This is a genomic window from Pedobacter sp. AC402, from assembly GCF_979252805.1.
This window is the reverse complement of sequence record NZ_CEEDAI010000009.1, coordinates 1-17,796: the sequence shown is the minus strand read 5'-3', so window position 1 is coordinate 17,796 and position 17,796 is coordinate 1. Positions and strand designations below refer to the sequence as shown.

At 38.3% G+C, this 17,796-nt stretch carries 18 protein-coding genes and 4 tRNA genes; 5 read left to right on the top strand and 17 right to left on the bottom strand.

Annotation, left to right across the window (positions count from 1 at the left end):
* Window positions 1-245 precede the first annotated feature (245 nt).
* The 3 genes from AC0IWE_RS10410 to AC0IWE_RS10400 form a co-directional block, all read right to left on the bottom strand.
* Window positions 246-662 (bottom strand): SRPBCC family protein, encoded by a 417-nt coding sequence (locus AC0IWE_RS10410; RefSeq protein ID WP_471793023.1) that lies wholly within the window; start codon window positions 660-662, stop codon window positions 246-248.
* A 122-nt stretch (window positions 663-784) separates the two neighbouring features.
* A complete protein-coding gene (locus AC0IWE_RS10405; RefSeq protein WP_471793022.1) occupies window positions 785-1,297 on the bottom strand; it encodes a protease in 513 nt (170 codons plus the stop codon).
* Window positions 1,298-1,466: 169 nt separating this feature from the next.
* Window positions 1,467-2,657: an SGNH/GDSL hydrolase family protein gene (locus AC0IWE_RS10400; RefSeq protein WP_471793021.1), complete on the bottom strand. Its 1,191-nt coding sequence runs from the start codon at window positions 2,655-2,657 to the stop codon at window positions 1,467-1,469.
* 120 nt (window positions 2,658-2,777) lie between these two features.
* On the opposite strand from AC0IWE_RS10400, the gene AC0IWE_RS10395 reads away from it, so the two are divergent.
* Complete coding sequence (locus tag AC0IWE_RS10395; RefSeq protein WP_471793020.1) at window positions 2,778-3,317, top strand: peroxiredoxin; 540 nt, start codon at window positions 2,778-2,780, stop codon at window positions 3,315-3,317.
* A 395-nt stretch (window positions 3,318-3,712) separates the two neighbouring features.
* Here the strand turns inward: AC0IWE_RS10395 and AC0IWE_RS10390 are convergent, their stop codons facing one another.
* Together AC0IWE_RS10390 and AC0IWE_RS10385 are read right to left on the bottom strand one after the other, a co-directional pair.
* Entirely contained in the window at window positions 3,713-4,339 is a 627-nt protein-coding gene (locus AC0IWE_RS10390) for an AI-2E family transporter (protein WP_471793019.1), read from the bottom strand.
* 8 nt (window positions 4,340-4,347) lie between these two features.
* Entirely contained in the window at window positions 4,348-4,764 is a 417-nt protein-coding gene (locus AC0IWE_RS10385; protein WP_471793018.1) for an AI-2E family transporter, read from the bottom strand.
* A 186-nt stretch (window positions 4,765-4,950) separates the two neighbouring features.
* Here AC0IWE_RS10385 and AC0IWE_RS10380 point away from each other — a divergent pair, with 186 nt between their 5' ends.
* Both AC0IWE_RS10380 and AC0IWE_RS10375 read left to right on the top strand, forming a co-directional pair.
* Window positions 4,951-5,769, top strand: coding sequence for an alpha/beta hydrolase (locus AC0IWE_RS10380; RefSeq protein WP_471793017.1), 819 nt, complete (start codon window positions 4,951-4,953; stop codon window positions 5,767-5,769).
* A gap of 183 nt (window positions 5,770-5,952) precedes the next feature.
* Window positions 5,953-6,207 carry a hypothetical protein gene (locus AC0IWE_RS10375; RefSeq protein ID WP_055903959.1) on the top strand — a complete coding sequence of 85 codons (255 nt, stop codon included), beginning with the start codon at window positions 5,953-5,955 and terminating at the stop codon, window positions 6,205-6,207.
* Between the two features lie 326 nt (window positions 6,208-6,533).
* On the opposite strand, the gene AC0IWE_RS10370 is transcribed toward AC0IWE_RS10375, so the two are convergent.
* The 9 genes from AC0IWE_RS10370 to AC0IWE_RS10330 all read right to left on the bottom strand — a co-directional run bounded on the left by AC0IWE_RS10370 (window position 6,534) and on the right by AC0IWE_RS10330 (window position 13,143).
* Window positions 6,534-9,074, bottom strand: coding sequence for a multicopper oxidase domain-containing protein (locus AC0IWE_RS10370; protein WP_471793016.1), 2,541 nt, complete (start codon window positions 9,072-9,074; stop codon window positions 6,534-6,536).
* A gap of 152 nt (window positions 9,075-9,226) precedes the next feature.
* The gene (locus AC0IWE_RS10365; RefSeq protein ID WP_471793015.1) at window positions 9,227-10,588 is read right to left on the bottom strand and encodes an FAD-dependent monooxygenase; all 1,362 of its coding nucleotides are present in this window, start codon (window positions 10,586-10,588) and stop codon (window positions 9,227-9,229) included.
* A complete protein-coding gene (locus AC0IWE_RS10360) occupies window positions 10,545-10,787 on the bottom strand; it encodes an FAD-dependent oxidoreductase (protein ID WP_471793014.1) in 243 nt (80 codons plus the stop codon). Before AC0IWE_RS10360 ends, AC0IWE_RS10365 begins: the two co-directional genes overlap by 44 nt.
* A gap of 38 nt (window positions 10,788-10,825) precedes the next feature.
* Entirely contained in the window at window positions 10,826-11,644 is an 819-nt protein-coding gene (locus AC0IWE_RS10355) for a helix-turn-helix domain-containing protein (RefSeq protein ID WP_471793013.1), read from the bottom strand.
* A 118-nt stretch (window positions 11,645-11,762) separates the two neighbouring features.
* Window positions 11,763-11,846 (bottom strand) — tRNA-Leu (locus AC0IWE_RS10350).
* A gap of 70 nt (window positions 11,847-11,916) precedes the next feature.
* Window positions 11,917-11,989 (bottom strand) — tRNA-Gly (locus AC0IWE_RS10345).
* 340 nt (window positions 11,990-12,329) lie between these two features.
* Window positions 12,330-12,413: transfer RNA gene (locus AC0IWE_RS10340), tRNA-Leu, on the bottom strand.
* Between the two features lie 71 nt (window positions 12,414-12,484).
* A tRNA-Gly gene (locus tag AC0IWE_RS10335) sits at window positions 12,485-12,560 on the bottom strand.
* 94 nt (window positions 12,561-12,654) lie between these two features.
* Window positions 12,655-13,143, bottom strand: a complete 489-nt coding sequence (locus tag AC0IWE_RS10330) for a regulatory protein RecX (RefSeq protein WP_055910922.1) — start codon at window positions 13,141-13,143, stop codon at window positions 12,655-12,657.
* Window positions 13,144-13,204: 61 nt separating this feature from the next.
* Here AC0IWE_RS10330 and AC0IWE_RS10325 point away from each other — a divergent pair, with 61 nt between their 5' ends.
* Together AC0IWE_RS10325 and AC0IWE_RS10320 are read left to right on the top strand one after the other, a co-directional pair.
* Window positions 13,205-15,664: a bifunctional UDP-N-acetylmuramoyl-tripeptide:D-alanyl-D-alanine ligase/alanine racemase gene (locus AC0IWE_RS10325; RefSeq protein WP_471793012.1), complete on the top strand. Its 2,460-nt coding sequence runs from the start codon at window positions 13,205-13,207 to the stop codon at window positions 15,662-15,664.
* 115 nt (window positions 15,665-15,779) lie between these two features.
* Window positions 15,780-16,238: a DUF502 domain-containing protein gene (locus AC0IWE_RS10320; RefSeq protein WP_471793011.1), complete on the top strand. Its 459-nt coding sequence runs from the start codon at window positions 15,780-15,782 to the stop codon at window positions 16,236-16,238.
* Between the two features lie 452 nt (window positions 16,239-16,690).
* On the opposite strand, the gene AC0IWE_RS10315 is transcribed toward AC0IWE_RS10320, so the two are convergent.
* The 3 genes from AC0IWE_RS10315 to AC0IWE_RS10305 all read right to left on the bottom strand — a co-directional run.
* Window positions 16,691-17,071: a hypothetical protein gene (locus AC0IWE_RS10315; RefSeq protein WP_471793010.1), complete on the bottom strand. Its 381-nt coding sequence runs from the start codon at window positions 17,069-17,071 to the stop codon at window positions 16,691-16,693.
* Between the two features lie 140 nt (window positions 17,072-17,211).
* Entirely contained in the window at window positions 17,212-17,508 is a 297-nt protein-coding gene (locus AC0IWE_RS10310) for a hypothetical protein (RefSeq protein ID WP_471793009.1), read from the bottom strand.
* A 102-nt stretch (window positions 17,509-17,610) separates the two neighbouring features.
* A partial coding sequence (locus AC0IWE_RS10305) for a hypothetical protein (protein ID WP_471793008.1) occupies window positions 17,611-17,796 on the bottom strand: 186 nt, incomplete at its 5' end.

Sequence of the window (17,796 nt, the reverse complement as noted above, 5' to 3'; positions counted from 1 at the left end):
CTAGAAATGAAACCATTGTTTTAATGATCTCTCCACTTCGCGTTGCTTCGGTCGGGATGACGATTTTTAGTCCTTGCTACAACGATTGCTTCGTGACTCGCAATGCCGACCGCTCTACCGGATTTCGTTAGTAATAGCTTGACGAAGAACCAAATTTGATGGGAAATTTCGTCCTTTTCGACAGTAGTGGAGAAATCTTCAAATTTTATATCAATAACATGATATAAAAAACATCGAATACTGCTTTACTGTTCTGTATAACTTTTAAAGTTATCAAGTATGGCCTGCCATCCTCCACGCTGCATTTCAACAGGATTGGTAGATTCAGCGTCGAAAGTTTCAGTAATCCTGGTTTGTTCACTTAATGCATTAAAAATAATGCTCACAGTTCTACCATCCTCAAGCGTGTATTCTATTTTTTTGTTGGTGTCAACTGTGGTGTACGTTCCGCCGAAATCAAAACTCATGCTACCATCTTTTGCAGCCATGGTACTTTTAAATTTACCACCAGCTTTTAAATCGTTTTCCGAATATGGAGTATGCCACTCAGGTGAGGCAAAACTCCATTTAGTAATATGATCAGGGTTGTTCCAAAATTCCCATACTTTTTCTACAGGTGCATTTACAGTGGTTTCAACAGTAATTAAAGTTCTATTTTCCATGTTTTGTTTGTTTAAATTGTATATGTAAAGTTATGTTAACTTTTACAAGTGCAAAAGTGCTAATGCGACAAAAAAGGGGGTAGAATAACCTCAATTACTATCCTTGAACAAAAAATTCTTAGCTAACGCAGTTCGTTATAAATAAAGATCACAGTATCTGTAGAAACCAATCCGCTAATGTTGCCACCAGTGTAGGTTACTTTATAGCTCGATCCTTTTTTTAGGTCGTAAGCTTTTAATAAATCAGCGTTTCCTACAAGGCTATCACCAGGGTTTACCTTGGTATAACTCGAGGCTGGAGGTGGCATTACCCTTTTAGCCATTGCGCCTTTGTATTGCGCTTCTTCGCCTTTCTCATTGGTTATGCTTAGGTAACTGCTCATTAGCGGTTCAAACGGCGTATGCCAAATACAAAAACTTTTGGTGGCAGTTGTATTATTGTATACCACAAATCTTAATAATAATGGATCGCCGGGCGTTACGTTTCCGTTTACTTTGATTTTAGCTACCAATGAATCGCATTCATTTTGAGTTGTACTATTTTCGCTTTTGCTGTTGGCTGTATTTCTGGTGGCTTCGCTGCAGGCAGAAAGTAATAATAAAAGAGCAGGGATAATCAATTTAATGTTTTTCATGAGATGTTTTTTGTTTATATAAGCAAATGGAAATTGATATTGTTTGATTGGAATCTGATTTTACTAAAACGATTAACTATTTTGATTAAATGAATTTAATGCAGGTTGTAAATTTGCATTTTAAATGGTTTTGGATTGCTATTCGCGAAGGATGAAAGTTTTAATGCAATTAATTAGCATTCACTAAAAAGTAGGCAATGCGGCAGGCGTAACCTGTTGATTTTTGGTTATGCATATCGCTGATGCGAACGCTCAACTTGTGTTCGCCAGCCCCTAATTGATCGGCAAGTAACAGGTACCAGGGTAAATGCAGGCCCGAACTCCATTGGGTGTAAAGATCGACCATTTTTTCAACACCATTATCTATCCGATAGTGCAGCGCGCCGGCATCGGGACCAGATAATACTGCAATTCCGACCGCATTACCTTTAAAAATCAAATCGAAAGTGCTGTTTCTGGTGGTGCTTTCTAAAACAGGGATATTTACAAAACCGGTTCTGGTATTGATGCCATCATTGGGTTTCCAGTTTTTATTGATGCTAAACGTATTTAAATTTCCGGCAGCAGTAATGTTAAGATACTGCCCTTTGGTATACGCAAATTTATCAATGATTTTGGGAATCCCTGCTGATGCTTTTTTGGTGTTTTTCTGGTTTTCTTCGAGAAAGGTTTTTATCGTGTTAAAATAAAGTTGTTGACCAAATGGTGATGGATGAAGATCCTTAAAATCAGTTTTCCAGGTAAATTCTCCGTTGGCTATGCGTTTATCTACTTCTAAAGCGAGGTTAATAAATGGCAAATGATAATATTCGGCCAAATCGCTATGTATTTTTACTTCAGCGGGGATTGTACCTTTGTTAAAATCTTCGTTTTTATTTTCATCGGCAAATGCCATCAGTACAATATCGGTTTTTGGATTTTTACTTAAAGCGTGCCTGATTATGCCTTCCAATGCCCGTTTTTGGGCTTGTTCTGGTGTTCCATTCACATGGTCATTCACTGCCGATTCTACAAATAACAGGTCTACTTTTCCACTATCCAACACATCGCGTTGCAAGCGGAAAGCATGGGGTAAACTTCCTAATGATGGAATACCTGCGTTAATAAATTTAAATTTGTTTTGAGGATAGGTTTTGCTGAGGTAATTGCATACCAAACCGCGCCAGCCTTCCATATTGGTAATTGATCCACCTAAAAATGCAACAGTTACAGGCTCATTTTTGGTCAGTTTTTCGGCTGTATTGCTGCTAAAATTATTAAATGTAATAAATGAAGAAGATTCAAGTTTGTTTTGTGCAACGCTTTTAGCATTTAATGCAGTTAACAAAACCATTAAGTAAAGAAAAGAGGTTAATTTCATATCAATCAGATTAAGCCAAAAGTAATAAAATTTGTAAAGTATTATTGGATAGATTCGTGCAGAAAACTGCCATCCATTTGGTATAATTTAACGTATGTAACTATAAACCCTAATAAATTTATGAAAACGAAGATAACAAGCCTTGTATTAACCTTTATATGCATTGTATGTATAGCCACTCAAGCTCAGGAAAAAGCACAAATGAAAACCCAAAGAATAGAGGTTGGGAGTAAAATTCCTGATTTTATACTTAAAGATGACGCCGGGAAAGATTTTAAGGTTAGCAATTATATCGGAAAGAAAAAACTGGTAATTTATTTTTACCCGAAAGATGAAAGCAGTGTTTGCACTAAAGAAGCCTGTGCATTTAGGGATAGTTACGAAGAATTTAAATCAACTGATGCTATGGTTATCGGAATAAATTCTGGAAGCGTGCAAAGTCATGCCGATTTTAAGAAACACCATAATTTGCCATTTACCCTTTTGAGTGATCCAAATAATGAAGTTTTAAAAATGTTTGGTGTAAAGGACGTGATGTTTTTAACCGGAAGAGAAACGTTTTTAGTAGGCCTGGATGGAAAAGTAGTATTCAAATTTAAAGGTATGCTTAAAGGTGATGAACATGCCAGTAGTGTGTTGGCTTTTTTAAAAAAGAAATAATTTAAGTCGCTAATTATAAATGCAGATGACCATTTGAAAGCAATCTTTCACTTGAAGGGCAATTTTAAAGATAACAATCATTTGAAAAATCAGGCGCGCAATTTGGACCCTCGATGTAGGCTTGTTCCCGCTTTCCATTTTATCCAGATTAATATTGTGGTGGCAATTAATAGGGGCCATGTAGCACAAGTAATGCCAAGCTAATCGGTTGTATGGATTGTTTTTAGCAAATTATTAATAAATCCGGTAGCAGCCGTTATGATTTTTCATCAGTATGAGCCGCTACCGAAGCATTGCTAAAAGCTAATCTTGCAATAATGTATTGTGATGTTAAGCTACTTAGTTATTTCCCAGCTAAGTAGTGGTTGCCAACTTTTTCTTTCTTCTAAACCTTTTTACCTGCCCCATGTGTTCAGTAGGTATATTGTCGCCGAGCAATTTGCCCAGGGTTTTAATCCTTCAATCCGATCGAAAATGATTTTTAGTACTGCAATAAATGGAATGGAAAGGAACATGCCTGGTACGCCCCATAATGCTGCTCCCATTAATACAATCACGATGGAAATTAAGGCATTTATTTGCACCTTGCTCGATACAATACGCGGTACAAGAATATTATTGTCAATAAATTGGATTAATGCATAAGCCGCGATAATTAACAGTTGAGTGGTAAAACCATCTTTGGTTAAAGTGGCCATTAATACGGGTAAAGCGATGGCTATAATACCACCAATATAAGGTAACAGGTTAAGTATTGCCCCAATAACGCCTATTAAAATCGCATTTTGCACGCCAAGAATTAACAAGGCTGCAGAATTCATTACCGCTACAATCGAGGTTTCGATCAGTAAGCCAATAATGTAACTTTGGATTGCAGCTTTGGTTTCGCCCAAAATCTCTGCAACTTTTTCTTTGTTTTCTTCCGAAAATACTTCGTAAATAAAATTAAGAATTAAGGTTTTGTATAACAGAATCAAGAAAGTATAAACAGGAATTAGAAACACAACACTTAAAACCCCCATTAAGCCACTCAGGTTTGGCCAATTAATGCTTTGCTTCCATTTGCAGCATCGTTAACCATTTGCATTTGCTTTTGCGACGAAATGCCTAAAGTTGTTTGCAGCCAATGCCTGATTTCTTCTAACAATTGAGATAGTTTTTGTTTAATGCTTTCCAGGTCATCAAAAAAGTGAGCCACTTGAGAGGAGAGAAAATAAAGTATGGCCACTACTACTAAAATTCCAATAAGCATTGATAATATGATGCTTAATATTTTGGGCATTTTTCGTTCGAAACGATTGGTGAGTGGATTTAGCAGAATGGCTATTAGCGCGGCAAAGGCCAGTGGCACAAGGATATCCCTCAGCACACTCATCATAAATACAGTAATTACAAGCCCTAATAAAATAACAGGAGCCTTGATGTAAAATGGGTAAGTTTTAAGCATTTGTATATTGTTTCGTCGTTCAATAACCGTAATGTAACAAAATTGTTTTAAAGTTATGTAGATCTTATGGGAATGCAATTTCGGTTGCAGGTATCTTTTTTATTTCATTCCATTGAAATGGTAAACAATGTTAAGTTATTTTATAAATTTATCATCAATTTTTGTCTTTTTAACGGTAAATTCCCAATGAAAAATTATTTTTCAATAGTCATCTGTCTCTTCCTTTTTGTAAATGTTATTCAGGCTGCCGAAGTTGATACGGCTTCTACCTATAGCAAATCGATGAACAAGAATATCAAAGCTGTAATTATTAAACCTGATAGTTATAAAACCGGAAAATCTTTTCCGGTGGTTTACCTGCTTCATGGTGCTGGTGGCAATTATGCAGAGTGGGTTAAAAAAGTACCTGGAATTAAAAATCTGGCTGATCAGTATCAGTTTATCATCGTTTGCCCTGATGGAAATGTAACGAGCTGGTATTTCGATAGTCCGGTTGATCCCGAATGGAAATATGAAACCTATGTAGCCAAAGAGTTGGTAACTTATGTTGATGAACATTACAAAACCATTGCCGAAAAGAAAGGCCGTGCAATTACGGGTTTGAGTATGGGTGGGCATGGTGCGCTTTATCTGGCCATTAAACACCCTGATGTATATGGTGCCGTTGGCAGTATGAGCGGTGGTGTGGATATTAAACCTTTTCCAAATGGATGGAATATATCAAAACGATTGGGTCCTGAGGATGAATATCCTGAACGTTGGAAACAGAATAGTGTGATTGATATGATTTACAAAATAAAACCTGGCTCGCTTGCCATTGCAATTGAATGTGGTACTGAAGATTTTTTTTATAAAATGAATGTGCGTTTGCACGATGAGCTTTCGTACAACAATATCCCTCACGATTTTACAATCCGGCCCGGTGTACATAACTGGGATTACTGGGCAAATGCCATCAAGTTTCAGAGTGTTTTTATGAATAATTATTTTAATGCCAAACAATAAGCAGTTTTTTTAGCAATAAAGAAGTTTAATGTGGTGATAAGCATACATGCTGCATTAAAACTGATACATCATTTTAGGTAAAAAATTAACTTTTAGATTACATACAAAATAAAGACTTACCATATTTTTGACCGTTCTCGAAATCTTATTTATAAAACAGGAAACGAAGATTTAAAACCAAAAATGAAATACTTAGTCAAAGAAATCAGTGAAGGAAACTGCGATATTACTTTATTGCCAGAAAACTTGAATGACAGAAATCTTTTAGCCGAAACTACAAAAGGCCTTCAGCACGATTATCAAGAAACTATCCAGGCACATTATGAGCACGCATTAAAAAATGAAGTTCATGGTAATGCTGCATTTGTTTCCTTAAACAACGAACAAAGTAACTATCCGAAAAGAGTAAATGTGAATTATCAGATTATTTTAAGCTAACAGTCTGTTTTGCTGAGCAAGCGTTTGAGGCTGTTATTTTAGTTAAGGCGTTTTGCATTTGAATTAATGGTCGGTGAGGAACCGACCATTAGGTAAATTTTAAAAGTATCATGGTATGGCTACAGGCACAACTGAATCGTCATTGCGCGAAGGCTTTTTCAGCCTGCGAAACAATTTACAACGATCACTATTAGCTATTGCTTTAAAAATGCTTCATACCTTAACAAGGTCTATCGTACAACTGGTGCTTTGTGATTTCATGTTTTTCTGTAGTTGAAAACGATTATTAAATAGAATTTCTCGCTAACACATAAATGCGGAGAACACTAATAATTAAAAGTAAAGCCCCCTCCAATCCCCATATCACTGTCGTAATGGGTAGAAATTGCAATGTATTTGGTAAGTATGTAGCGAAGGCCAGCGGCATACTCTTTATCGGTATTAACCATAAAATTAGCACGTAACCGTTTAGATACCGGTATATCTTCTCTCCCCAATTGAAACCTCAGTTTTCCATTTCCATCAATCCTGGCATCGGCAATCAATAGCATGGGTAGGGTATAGGCAATACCGGCAACAATTGTTTTTCTGTTTTCTTTGTTGCTAAGCTGGCCGAACATATTGCGTTCGTCACTTCCAAAGATATTTTTCTCATCAGGATTAAATTTTTTGTAATGGTAATCGAAGCCTACATAAGGAAACAGCCATTGGTTTCGTCCAATGTATCGGCCAAGCGTGGTTTCACTTTCATACCCCATCATGGCATTGGTGCCTAAATGCCACATGGTATTGAGCGACCAGCGGGTTTGTGCCAACATCAACTGACCATCGCTACCACTACTTTCTATACCGATCCGGCCCATTAAGTGCGGCATCCTATCGTCCCAAAATAATTTGCGTTGGGCAAGTTTTGGATTTGGCAGATCAGGGTTTGGTGCAGAGTTTTCATAACTGAATACCCTGCCCATGCCACTCATCATGTGGTATAATATATGGCAATGAAAAAACCAGTCTCCGCCCGCTTCCGATGCTGCAAATTCAATGGTATCCCTTTCCATAGGCATAATATCGAGTACATTTTTCATTGGTGCATATTCGCCCTGTCCGTTTATTACCCTAAAATCGTGGCCATGCAAATGCATCGGGTGGCGCATCATGCTATTGTTGTAAAGAATGATTCTTAAATTTTCTCCCCTTTTAATCAAAATCTTATCTGATTCTGAAACAGTTTTATTATCTAATGTCCACACATAACGGTTCATGTTTCCGGTAAGATCGAATTTTAAAGTTCTTAACGGCCCTTTAGGTAGAATCGTTTTTTTAGGATCGCGCAGCATGTTGTAATTTAAAGTAACAACCTTTGCAGGTTCTGTATTCATATTCATGCCCGCCATTTGGTCTGGGTCATGCGTATCAGTACCATTTTCCGGCCCTGTAATCTCCGGATACATTACGGTGTTCATGTCCATAACCTGATTCTGCATTTTCATTCCTTTCATTTCTACCATGTTTCCATTCATGTCCATCATGTCGTTCATCATCTTCATTCCGGCGAAATATTTTAGTTTTGGCATTTTTCCTGCTGAAACTTTTTCACCATCTCCCAGCCATAAGGAGGCCGATTTTGTCCTGTCTTCGGGGGTAACTAAAAACTCGTAACTTTTATTTTCCGGAATGGTTACCACCACATCATAGGTTTCTGATACTGCAATAATCAACCTGTCTACCTCTACAGGTTCAACATCATTTCCATCGGTTGCTACCACGGTTATTTTTCCGCCAGCATATTTAAGCCAGAAATATGAGGATGCACCTGCATTGGCAATGCGCAACCGTACTTTATCACCCGCCTTAAATTGAGGATTACTAACTTCATTTTTCCCGTTTATTAAGAATTTATCGTAATAAACATCGCTTACATCCATCGCATTCATTCGTTTCCACTCGTTGGCCACCTTGGTTTTAAAATTGCCAGTCCGAATGGCTTCCGTATAACTCTGGGTGGTTCCTTTTTTAATGGAAAACCAATCTGTAGCTGCATGTAAACTCCTTTGTACTTCCATGGGGTTCATATTGGTCCATTCGCTCAATACCAAGGGGATGGAAGGAATATCCCACTCTCTTCTTTTTTTGATGATAAATGCGCCATACATGCCAATCTGCTCCTGAAGCTTGGTATGGCTATGGTACCAATGTGTGCCGTTCTGCACAATCGGAAACTTATATAGATGCGTTGCACCTAGTTTAATAGGCATCTGTGTCATATTGGGTACACCATCATAACGGTTAGGCAAAAAAAGCCCATGCCAATGTAAAGAGGTTTCTTCTTTTAGCTTATTGTGTACATAAATTTCTGCGGTATCGCCCTCGGTAAAGGTTAGGGTAGGCATAGGGATGCTTCCATTAACTGCGATGGCATGTTTTGGTTTGCCTGCATAGGTAACCGTTGTATCTGCAACATATAAATCGTAGCGTACTGTACGGGGAGGATAGTGAGCCGGCAGGGTTTTAATCGGACCAAGGTTCGCCTTTGCATTTTTAATATTATCAAACAAAGCGGAAGGTTTGCCAATCTCCATATTACCCGTTTCTTTATTTTCCATCGCATCATGCTTTGCGTCATGTTGCATACTGGGCATATTTATGTTTTGGGTTTTGCTTTTTGCTGCACTTATTTTTTTTTCAACCAGTTTCATTCCGCATTTTGGGCAGTTCCCGGGTTTGGCCGATAGTACTTCAGGATGCATTGGGCAAGTGTATGTTGTAGGATTGGGATTTTCCTGATCGGGCATCTTCATGTTTTTCATATCCTGGGCAGAAACTGCCATTGAAAAACCCATTAAAATACTAAAAATTATATTTCTCATCTATATGCTGTTCATTGTACAGCAAACCTATCGCTAAATGAGGGTGGAAGTTTATATAATTTTAGGTAAATCTTATATCATTATATGGTTTCAGGATGGGTTTATGCACTAATTTATCAAACTGATGCATGAGTACAGAAGATGAATTAATTTTAGTGTTCAATTTTTGGTTTAATTGCAAACCAGCGAGCAATAGCTTTGTAAAGTTCGCTGTAATCTACCTCGGTTTCAGAAACCCAGGCCACAATTCCATCAGGGCGGATCAGGATTGCGCCAAAGCCAAGTTGATCTTTCGCATGATTTGAAATGTATTCAATTTGATTGCTGCAATCGGCCACAAACTGTTCAAGGTTAGTATCAGTATTAAAATCAAGTAATATTGCTTTGCCATTATGCATTAACTGTCCGATTGTTGTGCCGTTTTCCAATACAAAATCCGGTACGCTGCGGCCAACCAATGGATGTTGGGAATCTGATTTGTAATGGGTATTAACGCCCCAAATCCTCCCTGCAAAATAGGTAGCACCATCTTTTGTGTTCATCAGATCACGGAAAATTGCATACAATGCCTTTGCATGTGGGTTTGGTTGCATAATGGCTACCTGGGCACGCGACCAATCCAGTACCTGCTCTCCAATGGGATGTCTTTCTGTAAAATAAGTATCCAACAAAGTTTGTGGTGCCTTACCTTTAATCGTTGCTGCAAGTTTCCAACCGAGGTTCATGGCATCTCCTAAACCTAGGTTAAGCCCCTGGCCGCCCAATGGCGCGTGGATATGTGCGGCATCTCCGGCTAAAAGTATCCGTCCTTTACGGTAAGTGGTGGCTTGCCTCGCCCGATCGGTCCAGGTGGTGGCAATGTGCAATGCAGTTACCGTAACATCTGTATTTGATACTTTTCGTAAAACCTGCTGAACATGTTCGAGGGTAATTGGCTTTTTTGAATGGTGAAATGCACCGCCATCAAAATCTTGTATAATTACATAGCCTGGCTGCGATTGCAGATACATGCCAGTAGGGGTAACATTTCGCCCAGGACTGAGCTTTTCGGGATCTAAAAGATCAATTTTTGTAGAATAACCTGTAAATTCTGGTTCTGTACCTGCAAATTCAAAACCAGCGGTTTTACGTACTATGCTTCTGCTACCATCGCAGCCTACTAACCATTTACTTTGAAAAATTTGATGCTCTGATTGAACTGTTATACTCTCATCGTTTTGTTGGAAAGATTTTAGTGCTTTTCCGTATTCAATGGTTACCCCAAGTGTTGTTGCGCGGCGTTGCAGTATTGTTTCAAGCTCTTCCATTTCAGTTATTAAACTGGTTTGCGTTTTGCCTGGCAATCGATATTTCCATTGTGCAGTATCGATATGATCCTCATAAAACACGATGCCTGCAAAATGCCCGCCCTGGCGTTGGGATACTTGTTTTAAGTGAGGATTTTTTATCTGTTTATGTAACTGAAGATCTTCAAGCAGGCCGCGCCTGTGAAGTGCTTCGAATGCTGGTTGCATTAAGTCCTCTCAAACCAAAAGGAAGTTTTTTCAGGGGAGAATATCGATCATCAGCTTTTTCTAAGATCAATACCGAACATTTGGCCAGTGCCAGTTCGCAGGCGAGAAAAAGGCCTACCGGCCCGGCACCTGAAATAATAACATCGTAAATTAGATTTGTATCAGTTAAGGTATGGTTTTTAATTGTTGTGTTCATCATTAAATAATTGAAGCACAAAATTCACCACTAATATCTGTTTAGCCTTGTATAAATGCGACAAAATTATTGCTCACCAGCTTTTTGCCCTTTTTTGCCTTTCGGGCAAAGGCTGCTGGTGTGGTGCCGCTGTAACGTTTAAACTCCCTGCTGAGGTGCGGTTGGTCTGTATAGCCAAACTCGTGGGCCAGGCTGGCAATGTTTGCACTTGGATTAAGCCATAACTGGTTCCGTACTTGCTCAAAGCGCATTAAGCCTGCCACATCTTTAACAGTGTAGCCCGAAGATTGCTTAAAGTTTCTTTCCAATGTACGCACTGTGGCGTGTGCAGCTATAGCCACTTCGCTTACCTGGATAGCACCATTTGCCCACTGCATGGCCGCACCAGCTTTAAATAACAAACTGTCGGTAGCGATTCCCGATCTCAAATTCAGCAAAAAAGTTTGTAACTGTTCTATAGCCTCTTTTATTCTATCTTGCTTAACAAGGTCACTTAAAACAGGCTGTAGCTGTGCGAGCGGATGTTCAAAAATGTGTAATTCTTCTTTGTCGGCCGATAACCCAAGCAGATCGAATACCGTCCACGGGAAACACCTGATGGCCAAAATCTCCAACTGATTTTTTGCATAAAAATGAACAGGTTGGTTGAGCAGGCCAATCATAAATGGTGATGGCAAAGGTTGTAGTTTACCATTATAAAAAGCACTGCATCCATTTCCAAAATGAAAGATAATTTCTGCATAACCATCGGGAATTACCTCAAAACCTGATTCAATTGGCCCGAATTCTCTTTTGTTGTGCCAGAAACATTTTATGGTATCCTGAAGTGCTTCATAAGGTTCGAACTCTTGGTGCTGCATATCGAAAGTTAATCAATTTTGGATTGGTTTTCCAAATATTTGCCACGTTGCACATTGGCAATAGTTACGAAACAAAAAAACCTTTCATTTCTGAAAGGTTTTTGTTCGATTTTTTGTGTACTCGGGGCGGGAATCGAACCCGCACGCCTTTGAAAGCACAGGATTTTAAGTCCTGCGTGTCTACCAGTTCCACCACCCGAGCATTAGCCTGTTCCGAAATCCTTCGGTAGGTTAACTTTAAAATAAATGCCTTCTGGTAGGAAGGCATTTAGAGCGAAAGACGAGATTCGAACTCGCGACCCCGACCTTGGCAAGGTCGTGCTCTACCAACTGAGCTACTTTCGCAAATTAATACATTGTGTTGTATTCCTTTGGGGTTGCAAATATAGAAATTAAACTTTCCAAATCAAAAAAATAAAATAAAATTTTCAATAGTGATTGTTAAAGTCTCATAATCAGCGGGATAAAAATTGTGTTTTTTAAATAGAAACAAATTTTCTGTAGAAACTACGGTTCAAAGCGCATTGCTGATCATGTTTTTTGTTGCACTAACTTTAATGATCGTGGAATTATGGCTGATGAAAAAAATAAAACTAAGAGTAATTTTAAATTTAATGGATTCAAAAATCCTTATAAACAAAAAAACCTTTCATTTCTGAAAGGTTTTTGTTCGATTTTTTTTGTGTACTCGGGGCGGGAATCGAACCCGCACGCCTTTGAAAGCACAGGATTTTAAGTCCTGCGTGTCTACCAGTTCCACCACCCGAGCATTAGCCGCTACCGATCTCCATCGGCTTGGTTAACTTTAAAATAAATGCCTTCTGGTAGGAAGGCATTATTTGGAGCGAAAGACGAGATTCGAACTCGCGACCCCGACCTTGGCAAGGTCGTGCTCTACCAACTGAGCTACTTTCGCATTTACAAAACTGATGTTGTTGTTTCGTTTTGGTGATGCAAATATAGGCAGATTTATATTTCTGTCAAGAGATTTCTTGTTAAAAAATTAATATTTAATTTAAATTGCTGGCTTTCAGTGCAAGTAAAATTAAATCAGTTTCAAAACCTTTTGCCTGAAGATAGTTCATCAGCTTATTTTTTCTTTTAAACGGATCATTTTCACTTAAACTCTGTGCTTTTTTAAGGGCCAATTTTTCTATGGTAAGTATGTAATCATCGTCATCGATGCTGTAAATTGCCTTTTGCAAAATTTTATCCGGTACACCTTTCAATTTTAAACCTTGTTTAATTTTAATCCGGCCCCAGTGTTTAATGTTAAATTTACCTGATGCATAACTTTTTGCAAACCTTTCCTCATTTAAAAAATTGTTTACAATCAGCTCGCTAATTATTTCTTCAAGTTCATCGCCACGCATGCCCCATTCTACCAATTTATAACGTACTTCTTTCTGCGAACGCTCCTGGTAAACACAAAAACTTTCTGCTTTGGCCAAAGCTTGTTTTTTATCTAATATTACTGTCTCTTGTTTACTGCTTTTCATAATTAATTACTGAAATTCGTAAAAATTAAAGCGATTACCGTATTTTTCTGAATATAATAGCATGCTAAACCCAATATATACCGTTGCCAAAATAGCCGAAATTTTAAAAGCCGATACCAAAGTGGTTGATGGAGAGGTTATTATTCAATACCTGGTGATTGATAGCCGTTCTGTTTTGGTGCCGGAGCATTCTGTTTTTTTTGCACTATCATCCCACCGCGACGGACACGAATTTATAAAAGACGCTTACGCAAAAGATATCCGTAATTTCGTAATTACCGAAGCAAAATATGTAAACCAATACCCCGATTGCAATTTTTTATTGGTTTACGATGCCTTGTCTGCCCTGCAAAAACTAGCCGTTTATCACCGCGAACAGTTCGATTTAAAAACGATTGGCATTACCGGCAGTAATGGTAAAACGATTGTTAAGGAATGGTTGTATCAGCTATTAGCCGCTGATTTTAACATTGTTAAAAGTCCGAAAAGTTATAATTCTCAAATTGGCGTACCGCTTTCCATCTGGCAGATTGAAGCAGATCATACCCTTAGTATTTTTGAGGCCGGAATTTCTGCTGTAAATGAGATGCAAAGTCTGGCTGAAATTATAAAACCTGAAGTAGGGATTTTAACCAATATTGGCGAAGCACATGCCGAAGGGTTCAGTTCCAAAAAAGAAAAACTGACTGAGAAACTGAAACTTTTTGCTTCATCCGAACTTTTTATTTATTCGCCAGAATATGTAAGCGAAATAAGCATTAAAGAATTGCCAGGTAAAAAACAGTTTAGCTGGAGCAGTAAGCAGGCCGCTGATTTACAGGTGGTTGCTGTAGAGCCCATTGAAGGAAATTGTTATCTGCGGGCAATTTATCAAAATCGTGAGATTGAATGTATTCTGCCTTTTAAAGATAAAGCTTCGATAGAAAATGGCATGATTTGCTGGGCAACGCTGCTCGCTTTAGGTTACACACCAGAGCAGGCCGATTTGCGTCTGGAGAAGCTAAGTCATGTGAGCATGCGTTTGGAACTGAAAAACGGAATTAACCAATGTTCCATTATCGATGATTCATACAGTGCTGATATTTCATCGCTGGCGATAGCACTTGATTTCTTAAATCAGCAAAACCAGCATCCTAAGAAAACAGTTATTCTTTCCGAATTATTTGAAACAGGAAGGGACGATTTCGATTTATATACGGAAATAGCCGAATTGCTCTTGCAGAAGAAAGTAAACCGATTAATTGGTATTGGCGCACATATTTCGCGCTTTGCTGGCATTTTTAACTTCGAAACCCAGTTTTTTGATGATACCAATGCCTTTATTGAAGCTTTTCCGGGTTTGCAGTTTAACCATGAAACCATATTGGTAAAAGGAGCTAGGCGCTTCGAATTCGGTAGAATCAGTAAATTGCTTACCCAAAAAATACATGATACTGTTTTAGAAATCGATCTGAATGCCATGGTGGGCAATCTGCATTTTTATCGTGCAAAGGTTAAACCGGGAGTAAAAATAATGGCTATGGTGAAGGCTTTCTCTTATGGTAGCGGAAGTTTTGAAATAGCCAATTTATTGCAGTTTCATAAGGTAGATTATCTGGCTGTTGCTTATGCCGATGAAGGTATTGCTTTACGAAAAGCTGGAATTACTTTGCCTATTATGGTAATGAGCCCTGAAGAATCTGCTTTCGAAGCGATCATAAAACATCACCTCGAACCCGAAATTTACAGTCTTGAAATTTTGAACAGTTTTTTAAATTCCCTCTCTGATTATGATTTTGATTACCCTATACACATCAAAATAGACAGCGGAATGCACCGTTTGGGTTTTGATGAGTCAGAAATAGACCAGCTTTCCATGTTGTTGAAAGATTCGGAGCGGGTAAAAGTTCAGAGTATATTTTCTCATCTGGCGGCAAGTGATGCTGCAGAACACGATGGATTTACCCAACAACAGATTACTAAATTTAAAACCGTTGCCAATCAACTGATCAATGTTTTAGGTTACAAACCTTTGCTCCACATTTCTAATACTTCCGGCATTTCGCGCTGGCCTGAAGGGCAGCTGGATATGGTGCGTTTAGGCATCGGTTTATACGGTTTTGATTCTGCTTTGGCCAATAATCGGGGCTTGCAAACCGTAATGGTACTTAAAACAACCGTTACACAAGTAAAAACCCTGCAACCTGGTGAAACTGTTGGTTATAGCAGAAAAGGTGTAATGCCAAACGGCGGTAAAATAGCGACTGTAAAAATTGGATATGCTGATGGTTATACACGTTATTTTGGTAACGGTGTTGGTAAAATGCTGATTAACGGTAATTTAGTTCCTGTAGTAGGTTCTGTTTGTATGGATATGACCATGTTGGATGTAACCGGTATTGATGTAAAACCTGGTGATGAGGCCATCGTTTTTAATAAAGAACACAGTATTATGCAACTGGCAAAAGATATCAATACAATCCCTTATGAAATTTTGACAAATATCTCCCAGCGGGTTAAGCGGGTTTATTTTTATGAATAGTTTATCAATTGATGGATTATGCACCCTACACCGATGAATCAATTACGATTGAACCAATGGCGAATGACTATTGAACGTGCCACGCAAATGAATTAAAAATTGTTATTTTTGCACCATGAATAATAAAGTCGGGAAAGCTATTTTAAACTATTTGATTAAAGGTTTATTAATTGTTGTGCCCATTGCCGTGAGTATTTTTATTGTAGTTTGGGCAGTTACAACCGTTGATAGCTGGTTAAACGTAAACAATATTTTAGGTGTAAATCCACGCACAGGCGAAAGCCGGAATATCCCAGGTTTGGGTTTATTAACCGTATTAACCCTCATTTTACTTGCAGGAATTTTTGTAACCAATTTGGTAACCGAACCAATGTATAACTGGTTCCAGCGGATTATGCAAAGGCTGCCCTTGCTTAACTTTATCTATTCATCCATCAAAGATTTAACAGAAGCCTTTGTGGGCGATGAAAAGAAGTTTAATCACCCTGCGCCGGTAGAGGTGGAAGGTGGATTAAAAAAGATTGGATTTTTAACACAGAACGATCTGCATAAACGAACCTGCCTAATGAGGTAGCAGTATATTTTCCATTATCTTATTCTTTTGCCGGCCAGCTTTGGTATCGGAAGCAGAGAAAAGGTTACCGATTTACACATGACAGCAGCCGACGCTATGAAACTGGTAGTGAGTGGTGGCGTTAGCGGGCTTTAAAACAACTAGTAATTCCTGTAACAATTCTAGCTCTACTCTCCCGAGTAACCGTCCTTCTGAACTTGTTTCAGCATCTATCATATTATGAATTATTTAAGATTACTTTTCTAATCATTGTCACTTAAACTTAGCTACACGCTAACAATGACATTGAGTAAGCCCTAGTCACCGCCAAATAAAATTACCCACAGATCAAAAGAATATACTCAGCCCTAAAGATCCGTGTTTACCTGTGTCCATCTGTGGTGAGAAACTCTTAACTCAATAACTTGGAGGCGCAAAGACCAGGCTATGTACATAAAAGTTTCTAATAAGCTTTAAAAAACGCTTTTGAAACTAAGCATGATAAATACAACAATGATAAATCCGAAGAGGAGCCGTGAATAGTATTCTCTTATAAAAAGGCCGCACAATATAACCATATCATCATCTACATTCGTATGTATCAATCCATTACCCGCAGATGCGTTATATAAAATCTGTTTATCTTTATGGTTATTTAACGACCAGCGACTTAACCAACTGTTCTGGTAGCTCCAATCGAAAGTTTCGCCTGTGGCAAATATGATTCTGGCTTTAAAACTCAACCAATCATACGTAATTACGGCTAAAACTGTGTTTTTATGATCTACAATCTTAGTTTCGGGTTTAGAAAATCCTTCGCTCTTTAACAGGTAGATTCCTCCTAGTAGTGGCAATTGCAGAATTTTTCCATGAACTAAAATTTAAAGAAAATCTCAGCAAACCATTATTTACTACCTGATAGTTACTATCAAATAAACCTTTTCTCCAGTTTAATACCTGTTCCATCTCACAAAAGGGTTAATTTTACTATTAATTATGGTGATGAAGCGTTGATGTTGAGATAATTGGCATAATACATACAATAAGTAGCAATGCCCGTTTGTCTGGGCAAAATCTGTTTAATAAATAGACCTGCTAAAATCAATAATTCATTGTCGGTATCTGAAGAGATTGCGCCATAATTGTTGCTGGAACTGTACATGATGTGTTCGTTGTTATAATTGCTTACCGTCCACTGTTTTTTCCATATTCCACTTGATTTCCATTCATATTGCTCACCAGATTTTAAACTAATTACAGCTTTTGATTTCCAACAGTCGTAAGTAATCATGGCTACCGTTTCGTTCGTTTTTGATCAACCACTTTCGCAATCTATTGCCAAATCCCCTCATTTATAAACTGATAGTTTTTATCTTCAAAAACGCTTTCTGTATTACCTTCCACGTCGCAAAGTTATTGCACCTTTGCAGCCCATCAACAAAAAGTCGCAAAATTTGCCTTTGAAGCGGCGCACGAAAACGCGAAAGTGTTTCACGATAAATGCGAAAACCAGTGGTGTTAGCGAGGTAGACCTGGTTAATATCGGTGGCTGCACAACCGAACGAAGTACGGCAAAAAA

What these genes read in the sequence shown, in the direction of transcription:
- AC0IWE_RS10410 (WP_471793023.1), bottom strand. Translation starts at nt 662, where the DNA reads ATGGAAAATAGAACTTTAATTACTGTTGAAACCACTGTAAATGCACCT.
- AC0IWE_RS10405 (WP_471793022.1), bottom strand. Translation starts at nt 1,297, where the DNA reads ATGAAAAACATTAAATTGATTATCCCTGCTCTTTTATTATTACTTTCT.
- AC0IWE_RS10400 (WP_471793021.1), bottom strand. Translation starts at nt 2,657, where the DNA reads ATGAAATTAACCTCTTTTCTTTACTTAATGGTTTTGTTAACTGCATTA.
- AC0IWE_RS10395 (WP_471793020.1), top strand. Translation starts at nt 2,778, where the DNA reads ATGAAAACGAAGATAACAAGCCTTGTATTAACCTTTATATGCATTGTA.
- AC0IWE_RS10390 (WP_471793019.1), bottom strand. Translation starts at nt 4,339, where the DNA reads ATGGGGGTTTTAAGTGTTGTGTTTCTAATTCCTGTTTATACTTTCTTG.
- AC0IWE_RS10385 (WP_471793018.1), bottom strand. Translation starts at nt 4,764, where the DNA reads ATGCTTAAAACTTACCCATTTTACATCAAGGCTCCTGTTATTTTATTA.
- AC0IWE_RS10380 (WP_471793017.1), top strand. Translation starts at nt 4,951, where the DNA reads ATGAAAAATTATTTTTCAATAGTCATCTGTCTCTTCCTTTTTGTAAAT.
- AC0IWE_RS10375 (WP_055903959.1), top strand. Translation starts at nt 5,953, where the DNA reads ATGAAATACTTAGTCAAAGAAATCAGTGAAGGAAACTGCGATATTACT.
- AC0IWE_RS10370 (WP_471793016.1), bottom strand. Translation starts at nt 9,074, where the DNA reads ATGAGAAATATAATTTTTAGTATTTTAATGGGTTTTTCAATGGCAGTT.
- AC0IWE_RS10365 (WP_471793015.1), bottom strand. Translation starts at nt 10,588, where the DNA reads ATGCAACCAGCATTCGAAGCACTTCACAGGCGCGGCCTGCTTGAAGAT.
- AC0IWE_RS10360 (WP_471793014.1), bottom strand. Translation starts at nt 10,787, where the DNA reads ATGATGAACACAACAATTAAAAACCATACCTTAACTGATACAAATCTA.
- AC0IWE_RS10355 (WP_471793013.1), bottom strand. Translation starts at nt 11,644, where the DNA reads ATGCAGCACCAAGAGTTCGAACCTTATGAAGCACTTCAGGATACCATA.
- AC0IWE_RS10330 (WP_055910922.1), bottom strand. Translation starts at nt 13,143, where the DNA reads ATGAAAAGCAGTAAACAAGAGACAGTAATATTAGATAAAAAACAAGCT.
- AC0IWE_RS10325 (WP_471793012.1), top strand. Translation starts at nt 13,205, where the DNA reads ATGCTAAACCCAATATATACCGTTGCCAAAATAGCCGAAATTTTAAAA.
- AC0IWE_RS10320 (WP_471793011.1), top strand. Translation starts at nt 15,780, where the DNA reads ATGAATAATAAAGTCGGGAAAGCTATTTTAAACTATTTGATTAAAGGT.
- AC0IWE_RS10310 (WP_471793009.1), bottom strand. Translation starts at nt 17,508, where the DNA reads ATGATTACTTACGACTGTTGGAAATCAAAAGCTGTAATTAGTTTAAAA.